This window comes from Falsiroseomonas algicola (assembly GCF_011040385.1).
Taxonomy (GTDB): domain Bacteria; phylum Pseudomonadota; class Alphaproteobacteria; order Acetobacterales; family Acetobacteraceae; genus Falsiroseomonas; species Falsiroseomonas algicola.
In genome coordinates this window covers 256,519-271,998 of sequence record NZ_JAAIKB010000007.1, presented here as the reverse complement: position 1 = coordinate 271,998, position 15,480 = coordinate 256,519, and the positions used below count along the sequence as shown (strand labels likewise).

General features: G+C 71.8%; 17 protein-coding genes. 4 read left to right on the top strand and 13 right to left on the bottom strand.

The features are described from left to right. Positions 1 to 48: 48 nt before the first annotated feature. Both G3576_RS18675 and G3576_RS18670 read right to left on the bottom strand, forming a co-directional pair. Complete coding sequence (locus tag G3576_RS18675) at positions 49 to 597, bottom strand: YceD family protein (RefSeq protein WP_164695944.1); 549 nt, start codon at positions 595 to 597, stop codon at positions 49 to 51. Then, complete coding sequence (locus G3576_RS18670) at positions 594 to 1,148, bottom strand: ubiquinol-cytochrome C chaperone family protein (protein ID WP_164695943.1); 555 nt, start codon at positions 1,146 to 1,148, stop codon at positions 594 to 596. Before G3576_RS18670 ends, G3576_RS18675 begins: the two co-directional genes overlap by 4 nt. Positions 1,149 to 1,270: 122 nt before the next feature. On the opposite strand from G3576_RS18670, the gene G3576_RS18665 reads away from it, so the two are divergent. Further along, entirely contained in the window at positions 1,271 to 1,831 is a 561-nt protein-coding gene (locus tag G3576_RS18665; protein ID WP_164695942.1) for an outer membrane protein assembly factor BamE, read from the top strand. Positions 1,832 to 1,849: 18 nt separating this feature from the next. Here G3576_RS18665 and G3576_RS18660 read toward each other — a convergent pair whose 3' ends face one another. The 10 genes from G3576_RS18660 to rpiB all read right to left on the bottom strand — a co-directional run bounded on the left by G3576_RS18660 (position 1,850) and on the right by rpiB (position 10,440). Further along, positions 1,850 to 3,061 carry an MFS transporter gene (locus G3576_RS18660; RefSeq protein WP_164695941.1) on the bottom strand — a complete coding sequence of 404 codons (1,212 nt, stop codon included), beginning with the start codon at positions 3,059 to 3,061 and terminating at the stop codon, positions 1,850 to 1,852. Further along, positions 3,061 to 4,020 (bottom strand): thiamine-phosphate kinase, encoded by a 960-nt coding sequence (thiL, locus tag G3576_RS18655; protein WP_164695940.1) that lies wholly within the window; start codon positions 4,018 to 4,020, stop codon positions 3,061 to 3,063. The genes G3576_RS18660 and thiL overlap by 1 nt, the downstream gene beginning before the upstream one ends. Positions 4,021 to 4,206: 186 nt before the next feature. Continuing rightward, positions 4,207 to 4,710, bottom strand: a complete 504-nt coding sequence (nusB, locus tag G3576_RS18650) for a transcription antitermination factor NusB (protein ID WP_164695939.1) — start codon at positions 4,708 to 4,710, stop codon at positions 4,207 to 4,209. Beyond that, positions 4,707 to 5,189: a 6,7-dimethyl-8-ribityllumazine synthase gene (ribH, locus tag G3576_RS18645; RefSeq protein WP_164695938.1), complete on the bottom strand. Its 483-nt coding sequence runs from the start codon at positions 5,187 to 5,189 to the stop codon at positions 4,707 to 4,709. Before ribH ends, nusB begins: the two co-directional genes overlap by 4 nt. A 47-nt stretch (positions 5,190 to 5,236) precedes the next feature. Next, entirely contained in the window at positions 5,237 to 6,355 is a 1,119-nt protein-coding gene (gene ribB / locus G3576_RS18640) for a 3,4-dihydroxy-2-butanone-4-phosphate synthase (protein WP_164695937.1), read from the bottom strand. Beyond that, positions 6,352 to 6,954, bottom strand: a complete 603-nt coding sequence (locus G3576_RS18635; RefSeq protein WP_164695936.1) for a riboflavin synthase — start codon at positions 6,952 to 6,954, stop codon at positions 6,352 to 6,354. The genes ribB and G3576_RS18635 overlap by 4 nt, the downstream gene beginning before the upstream one ends. Next, complete coding sequence (ribD, locus tag G3576_RS18630) at positions 6,955 to 8,037, bottom strand: bifunctional diaminohydroxyphosphoribosylaminopyrimidine deaminase/5-amino-6-(5-phosphoribosylamino)uracil reductase RibD (RefSeq protein WP_164695935.1); 1,083 nt, start codon at positions 8,035 to 8,037, stop codon at positions 6,955 to 6,957. 23 nt (positions 8,038 to 8,060) lie between these two features. Then, positions 8,061 to 8,513 carry a transcriptional regulator NrdR gene (gene nrdR / locus G3576_RS18625; protein ID WP_164695934.1) on the bottom strand — a complete coding sequence of 151 codons (453 nt, stop codon included), beginning with the start codon at positions 8,511 to 8,513 and terminating at the stop codon, positions 8,061 to 8,063. Positions 8,514 to 8,683: 170 nt separating this feature from the next. Continuing rightward, positions 8,684 to 9,982, bottom strand: coding sequence for a serine hydroxymethyltransferase (glyA, locus tag G3576_RS18620; RefSeq protein WP_164695933.1), 1,299 nt, complete (start codon positions 9,980 to 9,982; stop codon positions 8,684 to 8,686). After that, positions 9,979 to 10,440 (bottom strand): ribose 5-phosphate isomerase B, encoded by a 462-nt coding sequence (gene rpiB / locus G3576_RS18615; RefSeq protein WP_164695932.1) that lies wholly within the window; start codon positions 10,438 to 10,440, stop codon positions 9,979 to 9,981. The genes glyA and rpiB overlap by 4 nt, the downstream gene beginning before the upstream one ends. 239 nt (positions 10,441 to 10,679) lie before the next feature. Between rpiB and G3576_RS18610 the strand changes: the two genes are divergently transcribed. From G3576_RS18610 to G3576_RS18600, 3 genes are read left to right on the top strand one after another with little or no spacing between them, the layout of a single operon-like run. After that, entirely contained in the window at positions 10,680 to 11,972 is a 1,293-nt protein-coding gene (locus tag G3576_RS18610) for an O-acetylhomoserine aminocarboxypropyltransferase/cysteine synthase family protein (protein WP_164695931.1), read from the top strand. Further along, entirely contained in the window at positions 11,969 to 13,021 is a 1,053-nt protein-coding gene (hemB, locus tag G3576_RS18605; RefSeq protein WP_164695930.1) for a porphobilinogen synthase, read from the top strand. Before G3576_RS18610 ends, hemB begins: the two co-directional genes overlap by 4 nt. Continuing rightward, positions 13,014 to 13,364 carry a hypothetical protein gene (locus G3576_RS18600; protein ID WP_164695929.1) on the top strand — a complete coding sequence of 117 codons (351 nt, stop codon included), beginning with the start codon at positions 13,014 to 13,016 and terminating at the stop codon, positions 13,362 to 13,364. The genes hemB and G3576_RS18600 overlap by 8 nt, the downstream gene beginning before the upstream one ends. Here the strand turns inward: G3576_RS18600 and G3576_RS18595 are convergent, their stop codons facing one another. Next, positions 13,365 to 15,422, bottom strand: coding sequence for a methyl-accepting chemotaxis protein (locus tag G3576_RS18595; RefSeq protein WP_164695928.1), 2,058 nt, complete (start codon positions 15,420 to 15,422; stop codon positions 13,365 to 13,367). Positions 15,423 to 15,480: the final 58 nt, after the last annotated feature.

The window sequence follows — 15,480 nt, the reverse complement described above, 5'->3', positions numbered from 1 at the left end:
CGGCGGCATTACCACCGGCTCCGAGTGGGCGCAAGCGATCCGGGGGAATCAATCCCGCTTCAACCTTGCCAGCGCGGCAAAGGGGTTGGGGCGGGACTCCCCCGGCGTCGTCACCGCCGCTCTTTGCGCCGCCGGCGCCTCCGCGTCCAGCCCCGTTGCATCCAACTCGGGCGGAAGCGCGGCATCCGGGCGCCTGGGATAGGGGTCGAGCGCCAGTGCGAGCTGCTCCGCCATCGCCTCGCCGAGGTCGATGAAGCCGCCCGCGCTCTCGATCTCATCGGGGCTGTCGGGGTCGTCATCCGTGGGCGGCACGCCATCGGGCAGGATGCGGAGATCGACCGCCGCATCGACCGCCTGGTCCACCGGATCGAGCGTCACGATGCATTCCTGCGTCACCGCCGCGCGGATGCGGCCGCGGGCGCGCACCGTGCCGCCCGTCTCCGCCGCCAGGGACAAGCTTGCCGTGAAGCGCGCGATTCCCAGGATCCCGAAGCGCCGCGCCAGCGCCGCGCATTCGGCTTCCGTCGCCACCAGTTCCACCGACTTCGGCTCATTGCCTAGGCGGTAGGGGCGGGCAAATTCCGGGGCCATGCTCATGCCGCCACCGCCTCCGGCGGCGCGGGCGGGAAGCGGACCTCGCCCTTCAGCAGCGCGGCCAGGGGCTGCGCGGCGAGCGCAGCCCGGATGCGGCCCGCCTGGGCCGCGAGCTCCACCGCCGCGCCGGCGGGAGCCTCGCCGCGCCAGACGTTGCGGGCCAGCGCCTCCGCCAGCGCCGGCAGGTCATCCGACTCGAAGGCGGATTCGTAGGCCGCCGCGCGGCCGTGGAAGGCTTCCCACATCTTCTTGACGCGCTTGCCGACGACGAGGTCGCCCACCCCCATCTCCCGCAGGTTCACGTCCATGTCGGCGAACATGGCATCGAACACCGCCTGGGCGAGCTTCGGACCCTCCGCGTCAGAATCATGGCGCAGGCGGTTGATCAGCAGCGCCACATGGAAGGAGACGAGGTCGAACCGTCCATCCAGCGTGTCCGGCACGCCCAGCCGGTCGAAATAGACGGGCTGGCGCGCCGCGCCGACCGCCGCGCCATACAGCGCGAATCCGGCGCGCTCATGCGGCCGGCGGGTGAAGAGGCCGAACAGGCCCATGGGCAGCTCCGATCGCGATGCCGCCCCCATTGGCGGATCGGCCGCCCCCCATGCCGGCGCCAGGCCGGCCAGGAAGGGCCGGGGCCGTTGACCGCGCCGCGCGGGGGTGGAATACCGCCCACATGGAGCGCCACCGCCACCCGGTCAACGTTTCGCGTCGCCCCGCGCGCGGGTTCGGCGCTGCCCTGGGGCTTGCCGCCCTGCTTGCCGCGGGAGGCTGCTCCTGGCTGCCCAGCGTGCCGGGCGGCGGCCTGTTCGAAAGCCCCCGCACCCTCCGCGGCCACCAGGTGGATGAGGAGACGCTGTCGCAGATCACCGTCGGCGTGTCCTCCCGCGCGGATGTGGAGGCGCTGCTCGGTTCGCCCTCCACCACCGGCACCTTCGACGATGGCGCCTGGTACTACATCAGCGGCGTCACCCGGCAGCCGCCGGGCCGGACCCTGGCGCTGGAGGATCAGCGCGTGATCGCCGTGATGTTCGACGGCCGCGGCACGGTGCGGGAGATCAGGCGGCTCGGCCAGGACGATGCGCGAGACGTCCGGGTCGTGAGCCGCGTCACGCCCTCCCCGGGCAATGACCGGACGCTGCTGCAGCAGCTCTTCGGCAATCTCGGCCGCCTCGGCCCGGGCCTTGGTGGCGGCGCCAACAACACGGTCGGCGCCCCCTCCCCCACCTCCCGCTGAGAAGGCGGCCCCGGCGCTTCAGGCGGGCTTCACCGCCCGCCTGGGCCACAGCGTGACGGCCAGCGCCACCGCCAGCGCGGGCAGCAGCAGCAGGTTCAGCACGTTCCAGCCCGCGCCGGCATGCACGGCGCCCGATCCCATGGCCGTGCAGGCGACGGTGCCGAAGACGATGAAGTCATTGGCCGTCTGAGCCCTGACGCGCTCCGCCGGGCTGTGCGATTCGCCGAGCATGGTCGTCGCGCCCACGAACATGAAGTTCCAGCCCACCCCCAGCAGCACCAGCGCGCCGGTGAAGTGCCAGAATTCCTGGCCGGACAGCGCCACGGCGACGCAGAGCGCGTTCAGCACCGCGCCCACCGCCACGATCGGCCGGGCGCCCCAGCGCGCGATCAGCCGCCCGGTGACGAAGCCCGGCGCGAACATGGAGACCGCATGCAGCTGGATGACGGTGGCGCTGGCCGTCACCGCGAAGCCGCAGGCCATCATCTCCAGCGGCGTGGAGGTCATGACCAGGTTCATGGTGCCGTATGCGACGGCGGCGGTCAGCGCGGCCGCCATGAAGGCCGGGCGGCGGATGATCTCGCCGACCGGCGTCGGGCTGGCCTGGCGGGGCGGCGCCGGCGGCAGGCGGACCAGGGAAAGCAGCGTCATGCAGGCCACCGGCAGCAGCGCCAGGATCAGGTAGGTGCCGAGGAAGAGGAAGGGCGGCGCCAGGTCCTTGCTGTGCTTCACCAGCTCCGGCCCGAAGATGGCGGAGAGCACGCCGCCCGCCATGACGAGGGCGATGGCGCGGGGGCGGTAGGCCGGGCTTGCGACCTCGCTGGCGGCGAAGCGGTAATGCTGGGCGATGCCGAAGCCGATGCCGGCCGGCAGCCCGCCCGCGACATAGAGCCAGAAGCTGTGCTGCCAGATGCCGGCGGCGAAGGTCAGGCAGCCCAGCAGGCTCGCCACCGCCCCCAGCATGAAGCCGGCCCGGCGGCCGAGGCGGGCGAAGACGATGCCGGCGGGAATGGAGGCCGCCATGGTCGCAACCATCTGGATGCCCATGGGCAGGGTCGCCAGCGACTTGTCGGACGCCAGGCTGAAACCCACCAGCGCCGACATCGCCACCTGCCCCACGACCGAGGCATTCATCAGCGCCTGGCAGAAGAACAACAGCCAGACATCGCGGCGCATCCGGGCGTCCTCGCGCGGATCGCCAGTGGCCGCGGCAGCGGTCGTGGTGGACATCAGAAGTGGCTCCATCCCCCCCGGGGCAGCGGGACCTCGCCCCCCGCGGCGTCCGTCACGCGGACGCCCTCTCCTGCCATGAAGCACCCGATGCGCGTCACCGCCACCCCCGCTTCCATGCCGGCGGCGCGGATGAGGGCGGCGTTGGCCGGGGGCGCGGCGAAGAGCAGTTCGTAGTCGTCGCCGCCCGCCAGGATGCGGGGCAGCAGCGCCGCATCGGCGGCCAGCGCCGCGGCGGCGGGGGCGGAAAGAGGCACGGCGGCGGCCTCCAGCATCGCGCCCAGGCCCGCCGCGCGGGCGAGGTGGCCGAGGTCCTGCACCAGCCCGTCCGAGACATCCATGGCGGCATGCACCAGCCCCGCGAGGCGCTGGCCGAGCGCGAGGCGGGGCTTCGGCAGGCGATAGCGATCCGCGAGGTGGTCGTCCGGCTGCAGCCGTCCCGTCAGCGCCAGCAGGCCGAGCGCACCATCGCCGATGGTGCCCGACACCCACACATCGTCGCCCTCCTGCGCCCCCACCCGCCGCAGCGCCTGGCCGGGGGCGACATGGCCGAGGATGGTGAGGGAGAAGGTCGCGGGCCCCGGCGTGACCACCGTATCCCCGCCGAGCACGGAAAGCCCGAACTCCGCCTGGTCCGCCGCCAGGCCGCGGGCGAAGGCGGCGATCCAGTCATCGCCGGTGCCGCGCGCGAAGCCGCAGGTCATGAGGTAGCCGAGCGGCGTCGCGCCCATGGCGGCGAGGTCGGAGAGGTTCACCCGCAGCAGCTTGCGGCCGATGGTCTCCGGCGGGTCGTCGGGCAGGAAATGCACGCCGGCGACCATGGCATCGGCGGCCAGGACCAGGGTGCGGCCCGGCGGGGGCGTCAGCAATGCGGCATCATCGCCGAGGTCGAGCGCGCCTTCGCCGGCCAGGGGCAGGAAATGACGGGCGATAAGGGAGAATTCGGGGGGGAGGGTCATTTGCGACGGCGCCCTCCCCGGCGCTTGCGGGGGCTTGCGGCACTGCCGCAAGGCCGAAGGCTGGTTGGGGTGGGAGTCGGCGAAGGCTGACGCCGCGAGGGGAGCGATTTTCCCGCCGGAATGTCCCTATCCGGCGCCTCCCCCACCCTAACCCTCCCCCGCAAGCGCGGGGGAGGGAACAGGCGGTCAAGGCCGCGCGAATTCATCGGCCCGCAGCGTGCGCGCCAGCGCGTCCAGCACGCCATTCGCGAAGCGTGGCTCATCGCCCACGAAGAAGCCATGCGCGATGTCGAGGTATTCGTTGATCACCACCCGCGCCGGCGGCTCATGCGGCGTGGAGAGTTCCGCCGCCGCGGCGCGCAGCAGGGCGCGCAGCACGGGGTCCAGCTTCTCCAGCGGCCAGTCCTTGGCCAGCGCCTTGGCGATCGTCTCGTCCAGCGATTCGATGCGTGAAGCGGTGTCCCGCACGATGCGGGCGAAGAGCTTGGCGTCGGCGTCGGGCACCCTGCCCTCGCCCAGCCCCTCATCGGCATCATTGGGGCCGAGGCGGTGGCGGACGAATTGCTGGATCACCGTCTCCGGATTCTCGCCCGCCTGCTCCGACTGGAACAGCGCCTGCACGGCGGCCAGGCGCGCGCCCGTGCGGGGGCGCCCCTTCTGCAGCCGGCCGCTGTCGCGCGCGCCGCTCATGCCCGCCCCCAGCGGCGCGCCAGCGCCACCTGGGTCAGCGCGGCATGCGCGGCCTCCGCGCCCTTGTTCATGCCGTCATCGCGGGACCGGGCGATGGCCTGGTCGAGGGTGGCGACGGTCAGCAGCCCGAAGCCGAGCGGCGCGCCGGTCTCGGCGGAGATCGCCATGACGCCCTGGCAGACGGCGTCGCAGATGAAGTCGTAGTGGTCGGTCTCGCCCTTCACCACGCAGCCCAGCAGGATGTAGCCATCGAAGCCGCGCGCGGCCTGGATCGCCATGCGGAGTGCGGCCGGCAGTTCGAAGGCGCCGGCGACATCCACCACCTCCAGCACCCCGCCCGCTTCTTCCACGCTGCGCCGGGCGCCGGCCAGCATGCCGCCGACGACCTCCGCGTAATACGGGGCCTGGATGACCAGCAGCCGGGGCGGCTGGCCGGGGATCGTCGCGGCCGAGCGGGTCGGCGCGTCCTTCGTGCTCATCGTCAATCCTCGATGCGCCGGCCTGGCGGGCCGGCGCGTGAATCACATCAGTCCTTGGGGATGGGCCGGGTCTCGAGCACGGTCAGCCCGTAGCCCTCCAGCCCCACCAGCGGGCGGGGGTTGTCCGACAGGCGGATGATGTCGCGCAAGCCCAGATCGGCCAGGATCTGCGCGCCGATGCCGTAGTCCCGGATTTCCGGCGCATTCTGTCGCCGGTCCCGCTGCGCGCGGACCTGCTGGGAAAGCCCGTCCGGCCGCCAGTCCCGCAGCAGCACCACCACGCCGCGCCCGGCCTCCCCGATCATGCGCATGGCGGCGTGCAGGTCCTGCTCCACCCGGCCGCCGATCATGTCCCGCAGCAGGGAGGCCGCGTGCATCCGCACCAGCGTCGGCTGGTTGCCCGTCACGTCACCCTTCACCAGGGCGACATGCTCCCCCTCCTGCAGCGTCGAGGAATAGACGACGGCCCGCCAGGGCCCGCCGATGCCCTCCACCATCCCTTCCTCGACCCGCTTCACCAGGCGTTCCGTCCGGCGGCGATGGCCGATCAGGTCCGCGATGGTGCCGAGCTTCAGGCCGTGATGCTGGGCGAAGGAGACGAGGTCCGGCATCCGGGCCATGGTGCCGTCATCGTTCATGATCTCGCAGATCACGCCCGACGGGTTCAGCCCCGCGAGGCGGGCGAAATCCACCGCGGCCTCGGTATGGCCCGCGCGGACCAGCGTGCCGCCATCCCGCGCCACCAGCGGGAAGACGTGGCCAGGGGTCACGATATGCTCCCGCCCCAGCTCCGGGTTGATGGCGACGGCGACCGTCTTGGCGCGGTCGGCGGCGGAGATGCCGGTGGTCACGCCGTCCCGCGCCTCGATGGAAACGGTGAAGGCGGTGGCGTGCCTGGTGCCGTTGGACTGCGCCATCAAGGGCAGGCCCAGCTGTTCCACGCGGTGCCGGGCCATCGCCAGGCAGATCAGCCCGCGGGCGTGCTTGGCCATGAAGTTGATGGCGTCCGGCGTCGCGAACTGTGCGGGGATGACCAGGTCGCCCTCATTCTCCCGGTCCTCGTCATCCACAAGGATGAACATGCGGCCGCGGCGGGCTTCCTCGATCAGCTCCTCGGTCGGGCTCAGGAACTCCGCGAAGCTGGTGGTCTTGGGCTGCACGTTCATGCCTTGAACTCCGCCAGGCGCGCGACGTAGCGCGCCAGCATGTCGATCTCGATGTTCACGGAATCACCCGGCTTCAGCGTGCCGAAGCCCGTGACCTCCGCCGTGTGGGGGATGATGTTGACGCCGAAGGTTTCGGCCGTTGCCTCGTTCACCGTCAGCGAGCAGCCGTCGATGGCGATGCTGCCCTTCTGCGCGATGAATCGAATGAAATCGCGGGGCACGCCGAAGGTCCAGCGCGTCGATCCGTTCTCCGGCACCGCGGCGACCACGGTGCCGACGCAGTCCACATGGCCGGAGACGATGTGGCCGCCCATCTCGTCGCCGAGCTTCAGGGAGCGTTCCAAATTGATCCGCCGGCCCACCTGCCAGGTGCCGAGCGTGGTTTTCGACAGCGTCTCGGCCGAGGCCTCCACCACGAAGCTGTCGGTGCCGTATTCGATGGCGGTCAGGCAGCAGCCGGAGCAGCAGATGGAGGCGCCGATCGCGGCCCCCGCCAGCCAGCCCGGCGGCGTCGCGATGGTGAGGCGCATGTCCTGCCCGCCGCCGATCGGGGTGATGGCGGTGATGGTGCCCTGCGCGGTGACGATACCCGTGAACATTCAGCCGGCCTCGCATTCGTATTCGGAGAGCAGGTCAGGCCCCAAGGTCCGCACCGCCACCCGGCGGAACTTGGGCGCAGCGGCGAGATCGGGCAATGGGAGGGCGTAGGCGGCGGGAATTCCATCCCCGCCGATGACCATCGGCGCGTGGAACCAGGCCAGGCGATCCACCAGCCCCTCCCGCAGCAGGGAGGCCGCGATGCCCGATCCCCCCTCCGCCAGCACCCGCGTGATGCCTTTCGCGGCGAGCGCCGCCAGCACCGTGTGCATGGCGAGGCCACCGGGGCCGGCTTCGACCTCGATCACTTCCACCCCGGCATCACGCAGCGGTGCCAAGGCGGCGGGGGCGTGGCCGGGCACGGTGCAGACCAGCGTCGGGACGTCGCGCGCCGTGCGGACCAGCTTCGACGCCAGCGGGATACGAAGCCGCGCATCCGCCACCACGCGCGGCGCCGGCACAGGCACGCCGCCGGGCAGGCGGCAGGTCAGGTCGGGGTCGTCATCGATGACGGTGCCGCTGCCGACCAGGATCGCGTCATGCCGCGCCCGCAACCCATGCGCCGCACGGCGCGCGGCGGGGCCGGTGATCCAGCGGCTTTCCTTGGCGGCGGTGGCGATGCGGCCATCGAGCGTCGTCGCGAGCTTCAGCGTCACCAGGGGCAGGCCATGGCGCAGGCGCTTGATGAAGCCCCAGGTCAGGCGCTCCGCCTCCTCCCGCAGCAGCCCCTCCTCCACCGCGATCCCCGCGGCGGCGAGCTTCCGGAAACCCTCGCCATCCACGCGCGGGTCCGGATCGCGCAGCGCCACCACCACCCGCGCCACGCCGGCCGCCGCCAGCGCATCCGTGCAGGGCGGCGTGCGACCCCAATGGCAGCAGGGCTCCAGCGTGACATAGGCGGTGGCGCCGCGCGCGCGGACGCCGGCGCGCTTCAGCGCCTCCGTCTCCGCATGCGGCCGCCCGCCGGGCTGCGTCCAGCCGCGGCCAACCACCTGGCCGTCCTTCGCCACGATCACGCAGCCGACAGAGGGGTTGGGCCAGGTATTGCCAAGCCCGCGCGCCGCCAGGGCGAGCGCGGCCCGCATGTGAAACGCGTCGTCCACGGAAGTCAGGAGCCTTCGATCTTGCCCAGGAAGGCGCGGAAATCCTTGGCCTCCCGGAAATTCCGGTAGACCGAGGCGAAGCGGACATAGGCCACCTCGTCCACGTCGCGCAGCGTCTCCATCACCACCTCGCCGACCCGGCGGCTGGTGACCTCGCTATCGGCCTCGACCTCCAGCCGGCGCTGGATGCCGGAGACGATGCGCTCGATCCGCTCCTCGTCGAAGGGGCGCTTGCGCAGCGCGACGCGGACGGAGCGCGCGAGCTTGTCGCGGTCGAAGGGCACACGGCGGCCATCGGTCTTGACCACCAGCAGCTCCCGCAGCTGGACCCGTTCGAAGGTGGTGAAGCGGTTGCCGCAGGCGGGGCAGGACCGCCGGCGCCGGATGGAGGCGCCATCCTCCGCCGGACGGCTGTCCTTCACCTGCGTGTCTTCGTTCCCACAGAACGGGCAGCGCATAGATTTATGCCCTCAGACGGCGGGCGCGCGCTCCGCGCGCTTGCCTTCGCGCCTTGCACTCGCGTGCAGGGCCATGCGGTCGGTCTGGGCGCGGCGGCCATTCGGCCGCTCGGCCTGCTGAAGGGCGCAGGCCGCCTTGGGGTAGCGCGCCGTGGGCCATCGGCTTCGCCTCAGTAGATCGGAAAGCGCCGGCAGAGTTCGAGCACCCTGCCCTTCACCGCGGCCTCGACCGCCGAATTGCCGTCCGGCGCATTCGCCTTCGCGAGCCCGTCCAGCACCTCGCCGATCATCTGGCCGACCTGGCGGAACTCCGCCTCCCCGAAGCCGCGCGTCGTGGCGGCGGGGCTGCCGAGGCGGACGCCGGAGGTCACCATCGGCTTCTCCGGGTCGAAGGGGATGCCGTTCTTGTTGCAGGTCAGGTGGGCGCGGTTCAGCGCACCCTCCGCCGCCTTGCCCGTCAGCTTCTTCGGGCGCAGGTCCACCAGCACCAGATGGTTGTCGGTGCCGCCGGTGACGAGGTCGAGGCCCTGCGTCTTCAGCTCCCCGGCCAGTGCCGCGGCATTGGCGACGACCTGCTTCGCATAGGCCCGGAATTCCGGCCGCAGCGCCTCCCCGAAGGCCACCGCCTTGGCGGCGATGACATGCATCAGCGGGCCGCCTTGGAGGCCGGGGAACACCGCGCTGTTGAACTTCTTCGCCAGCGCCTCGTCATTCGTGAGGATCATGCCGCCGCGGGGGCCGCGCAGCGTCTTGTGCGTGGTCGTGGTGGCGACATGGGCATGCGGGAACGGGGACGGGTGCGCGCCGCCGGCCACCAGGCCCGCGAAATGCGCCATGTCCACCATGAAATACGCGCCGACCTCATCCGCGATCGCGCGGAAGGCGGCGAAATCCCAGGTGCGGGCATAGGCCGAGCCGCCGGCGATGATCAGCTTCGGCTTGTTCTCCAGCGCGATCCGGCGGACCTCCGCCATGTCGATCCGCTGGTCTTCGCGCCGCACAGTATAGGGCACGGGCTTGAACCACTTGCCGGACATATTGGCCGGCGCGCCATGGGTCAGGTGACCGCCCGCCGCCAGGTCCAGGCCCATGAAGGCGTCGCCGGGCTGGAGCAGGGCCAGGAACACCGCCTGGTTCGCCTGCGCGCCGCTATGCGGCTGGACATTTGCGAAGCCGCAATCGAACAGCTTCTTCGCCCGCTCGATCGCCAGCGTCTCCGCCACATCGACGAATTCGCAGCCGCCATAGTAGCGGCGGCCCGGATAGCCCTCCGCATACTTGTTGGTCATCACGCTGCCCTGCGCTTCCAGCACGGCGCGGGAGACGATGTTCTCGGAGGCGATCAGCTCGATCCCGTCCTGCTCCCGGATCAGCTCGTCCCGGATGGAGGCGGCGAGCTCCGGATCGACCTCGGCCAGCGGGGCGGAGAAGAAGCGGGCGGGCGTCACCGCCGGGGTGGTCTCGTTCATTGGGGCGCGCTCCAACCGGGGCTGATCTTCTGGATGCGGCGCCCGTGGCGGCCGCCCTCGAAGGGGGTGGAAAGGAAGGTCCGCACGGCGTCCAGCGCCACCTCGATCCCCGTCATGCGGGCACCGAGGGCGATGACGTTGGCGTCGTTGTGCTGGCGGGTGAGCCGCGCGCCCGTGACATCATGCACCAGGGCGCAGCGGATGGCGGGGTTGCGGTTGGCGGCGATGGAGATGCCGATGCCGGTGCCGCAGACCAGCACGCCGAAGGCGGCACGGCCCTCCGCCACGGTCGAGGCCACGGCAGCGCCGAAATCGGGATAGTCCACGCTTTCCGTCCCATGGGTGCCGAGATCGGCCACGGGATGGCCCGCGGCCTCCAGCATCTCCCGGATCGCGGCCTTCATCGCCACGCCGGCATGGTCGGCCCCAAGGGCAACGGGGGTATTGGCAGGGTTCATGGCGGCTTGACTACCACGGCGGGTGGCCCGCCGGAACCACCGACCCAACCCCTGGGGGGCGCAACCCTGCCCCGCGCGGCGCGGGAGATGAAATGGCCCTTTTCGACCCCAGCGGCAGCAAGGCCCCCTCCCCCGCGCCACCACCACGGCAGGTTGCATCCTGCCTTGCGCGCCCCCCCGGCGGCGTGGAACGGATGCGCCAGCAACGCACCGCCAGAGGCGGGCAGGAGGAGGGCCACATGGTGGATTCGACGAACCCGGAGACGATCGCGCTCCACGCCGGCTGGCGCGCCGACCCGACCACGGGATCGGTCGCCGTGCCCATCCACCAGACCACCAGCTTCCAGTTCCAGGATACCGGCCATGCCGCCCGCCTGTTCGGCCTGGCGGAGATGGGCAACATCTACACCCGCATCATGAACCCGACCGTCGACGTGCTGGAAAAGCGCGTCGCGGCGCTGGAGGGGGGCGTGGCGGGCCTGGCGCTCGGCTCCGGCCAGGCGGCCACGACCTTCTCCGTGCTGAACCTCTGCGAGGCCGGGGACAATATCGTCTCCTCGACGGACCTCTACGGCGGCACCTGGAACCTGTTCGCGAACACCCTGAAGTCCTTCGGCGTGGAGGTCCGCTTCGTCGATCCGGCGGACCCGCAGAACTTCGTCAACGCCACCGATGACCGCACCCGCTGCTGGTATGCGGAGACGCTCCCGAATCCGAAGCTCCGCGTCTTCCCGATCGCGGAAGTGGCGGCGCTGGGGCGGAAGATCGGCGTGCCGCTGATCATGGACAACACCGCGGCGCCGGTGCTGTGCAAGCCGCTGGCGCTGGGGGCGGCGGTCGTCATGCACTCCACCACCAAGTGGATCGGCGGGCATGGCACCAGCATCGGCGGCATGGTCGTGGATGGCGGCAATTTCGATTGGGAGGCCAACGCCGCCCGCTTCCCGACGCTGAACAAGCCCGATGCCAGCTACCACGGCGCGGTCTGGACGCAGGCGGTGAAGCCGCTCGGTCCCATCGCCTACATCATCCGGATGCGGGTGATCCTGCTGCGCGACCTCGGCGCGCCCATGGCGCCGATGAACGCCTTCCTGACGCTGCAGGGGCTGGAGACGCTGCCGCTGCGGATGGAGCGGCACTGCGCCAACGCCATCAAGGTGGCGTCCTTCCTGGCCAGCCACCCCGCCGTCGCCTCCGTCACGCATCCCAGCCTGATGACCGGGGAGAACAAGCGCCGGGCGGACGCCGCGCTGAAGGGCGGCTACGGGTCGCTGCTGGGCTTCGAGTTGAAGGCGGGGGCGGAGGCCGGCAAGAAGTTCATCGAGGCGCTGAAGATGTTCTACCACGTCGCCAATATCGGCGATGCGCGGAGCCTGGCGATCCACCCCGCCACCACCACGCATAGCCAGCTGAATGCGGAGGAACAGGCGGCCTCCGGCGTCTCCCCGGGCTATGTGCGGCTGTCCATTGGCATCGAGCATATCGACGATATCCTGGCCGACCTGAGCCAAGCCCTGGACGCCGCCGCATGAACGCCTTTGACAAGACAAGCCCCACGACGCCGATCCTTGCGGCGGGGGGCGGCTTCCCGGCCATCCGCCCGCGGCGCAACCGGGTGGATGCCTTCACCCGGCGCCTGGTGGCGGAGAACAAGCTTTCCGTCGATGACCTGATCTGGCCGATCTTCGTCATCGAGGGGACGGGCATCGAGACGGAGGTCGCCTCCATGCCCGGCGTGAAGCGCGTGACGCTGGACCGGCTGGCGCATCACGTGGCCCCCGCCGTCGCGGCCGGCGTGCCGGCCGTGGCGCTGTTCCCGGCCACGCCGCCGGAGAAGAAGGATGGCGAGGGGACGGAGGCCAAGAACCCGCAGAACCTGATGTGCAGCGCCGCGCGGCTGCTGAAGCACGAATACCCGCAGCTCGGCCTGATCGGGGACGTGGCGCTCGACCCCTACACCGACCACGGCCATGACGGCGTGCTGCGCGCGGGCCCCGGGGGCCTCTACGTCGCGAATGACGAGACGGTGGACATCCTCTGCACCCAGGCGGTGATCCAGGCGGAGGCCGGGATCGACGTCATCGCGCCCTCCGACATGATGGATGGCCGCATCGGCGCCATCCGCGCCGCGCTGGACGCGCGGGGCCTGATCCACACGCGGATCATGTCCTACGCCGCGAAGTATGCCTCCGCCTTCTACGGCCCGTTCCGGGAAGCGGTGGGGTCGGGCGCGAGCCTCAAGGGCGGCGACAAGAAGACCTATCAGATGGACCCCGCCAATTCGGACGAGGCGCTGCGCGAGGTGGCGCTGGACCTGGCGGAGGGCGCGGACATGGTCATGGTCAAGCCGGGCATGCCCTATCTCGACATCGTCCGCCGCGTGAAGGATGCCTTCGCCGTGCCCACCTTCGCCTATCAGGTCAGCGGCGAATACGCGATGATCATGGCGGCGGTGGAGCGCGGCTGGATGGACCGGGAACGCGCGATGATGGAAAGCCTGCTCGGCTTCAAGCGCGCCGGGGCCGATGGCGTCCTGACCTATTTCGCGGTCGAAGCCGCGCAGGTGCTGCGCCGTGCCTGAACCCATCCCGCTCCGGCGGCCCTGGCACGGCGCCTCCGACAAGCCGGAGACCCCGGCCGTCGCGGCGCTGCGGGCGCAGCGGGCGGAGGTGGATGCCCTCCTCGCCTTCCGGCACGCGCCGGACGGCGAGGCGAAGGCCATTGCGTGGTGGCGGCTGCACGCGCTTCGCCAGGCGCGCGCCGCCCTTCTCGGGGCGGAGGAAGCGGCCCGCCTGACCGCCCTGCCCGCCCCGCCGGAGGGCGCGCTCGGCCCCCTCCAGAAGCTGCGGCTCCGCCTCGGCTGGCTTGACCTGGCGCGCGCAAGGCCACCCGCGAAGATCGCGAAGCGGCTCGGCGCCGCTTGATCAGGCCGCGCGCAGCGCCGTCAGGAAGCGCTGCACGCCGTCCTGCAACTCATCCCCGCGCTTCGCCAGGTCGCCGGTCGCGCCCTGCACCGCATCCGCCGTCTGCCTCGTGCGGCCCGCACCCTGGCGCACGGCCTCCGCGTGATGGGCGGCGTCCTGCGCGCCGGTCGCGGCGCGGCTGATGGCCTCCGCGATGCTGCGCGTCGCCTCCGCCTGTTCGCGGGCGGTATCGGCCACCGCGACGGTCACGCCCTCCAGCTGGCCGACGGTTTCCCCGATCGCGCGGATGGCGGAAACCGCGCCCTCGGTCGCGCCCTGCATGGCGCCGATCTGGGCGGAGATCTCCTCCGTCGCCTTGGCGGTCTGGCTGGCCAGCGCCTTCACCTCCTGCGCCACCACCGCGAAGCCCTTGCCGGCCTCGCCGGCGCGCGCGGCCTCGATGGTCGCGTTGAGCGCCAGCAGGTTGGTCTGCCCGGCGATGTCGCTGATCAGGCGCACCACGTCGCCGATGCGGCTGCTGCTGTCGGCCAGGCTGGTCATGGCCGTATTGCCGTCCCGCGCCGCGCCGGCGGCGCCGGAAGCGATGCGCGCGGCATCGGCCACGCGGCGATGCACTTCTGCGATGCTGGCGGTCAGCTCCTCGATCGCGGCGGCCACCAGCTGGACATTCTCCGACGTCGTCATGGCGGCGCCCGCCACCGCATCCGCCTGGCCATTGCCGTCGGTGGCGGCGCCGGTCAGCGTCCGCGCCTGGTCCTGCAGCTGGCCGGTGGCGCGGGTGACGGCGCCGAGCGCGCGGTCGGCCTCGGCCTCGAAGGCCCTTGCCGCCTGTTCCAGCGCGGCACCGCGCGCGGCGCGGGCCTGCTGTTCCGCCAGGCTGGCGCGGGCATCGGCTTCCGCCGCCACCGCGTCCCGCCGCATGGCGTCGATGGCCTGGGCGAGTTCGCCGAGTTCGTCGCCACGATCCTGCAGCGGCATCGCCGCTTCCTTCGCGCCGCCGGTCAGGGCGCGGACGGCCAGAGTCAGCTGGCCCGCGGGGGCGACGACGCGGCGATTGAACAGCCAGGCGCCGACAAGGCTGGCCAGGACGGTCGCTGCCGCCAGCAGGCAGGCCAGGACGAAGTTGAAGCGTGCGGCATCGATGGCGGCCTCCGCGCGACGCAGCGTCTCCACCAGCGCGGCGTCACGCAGCGGCGTGATGGTGTTCAGCACGGGGATGACGTCGCTGAACAGCGCCTCCACCGTCGTCGCCGGCGGCTGGCCGCGGCCGGGCTGGACGTAGCGCGCATACATGTCGCCACCGCGGCTCCAATAGCCCGCCTGCACGCCGGCCATGGCCTGCTCGATGGCCGGGCTCTGGACCTCCAGCGCCAGTTCGCGCAGCGCCGACCAGGCGGCGTCCACGCGGCCGCGGAACAGCGCCACCTGCTCCGCCAGTTCGCCCTCCATGGGCAGGCGGAGGCCTGCGGCGCGGACCGTCAGCGTCACCTGCCGCCCGGCCTGGTCGCGCATCTCCCACGCCATCAGGGCGAGGCGCGCGGAGGGGCCGAGCCGGCCATCGGCCAGCGCGATGCGGCGCTGCACGGTGGCGGCGAAGGCGGCGGCCAGTTCCTGCGCGGCGAACATCTGGGGCACGTAGTCCCGCACCAGGCCCGCGTCCCGCGCCTCCCGCGGCTGTGCGACGGCGGCCAGCGCCGCGTTGCGCTGGCGCAGGATGGCGGCCTGGATGCGGTCCAGCGCCTGCGAATCCTCCGCCCCGCTGGCGAGGCTGCGCGCAGCCGCCAGGGCGGCATCGCCTTCCGCCACCCGGGCGCGGACGGGGCCCATCTGCTCCGCGGTCGCGGCGCCAGGCTGCACCAGGAGGGGGTTGATGAAGGCACGCTCGAAGTTCAGCGCTTCCGGCAGCCGCAGCGATTCCGCCAGCAGCTTGCTGTCCTGCAGCGCCAACTGCTCCCGCGTCAGGCCCGACCATTGGCTGGCCGCGAAGAGGATCGCGGCCACGATGCCGATCAGGGAGCCGAGCAACGTGGAGAGCAGAAAGACCTGGCGGATGCGCATGCGGAACTCCGTCCCGCGGCAGTGCGGGAAAGATCGCACCCTAGGGCTTCGACATTGA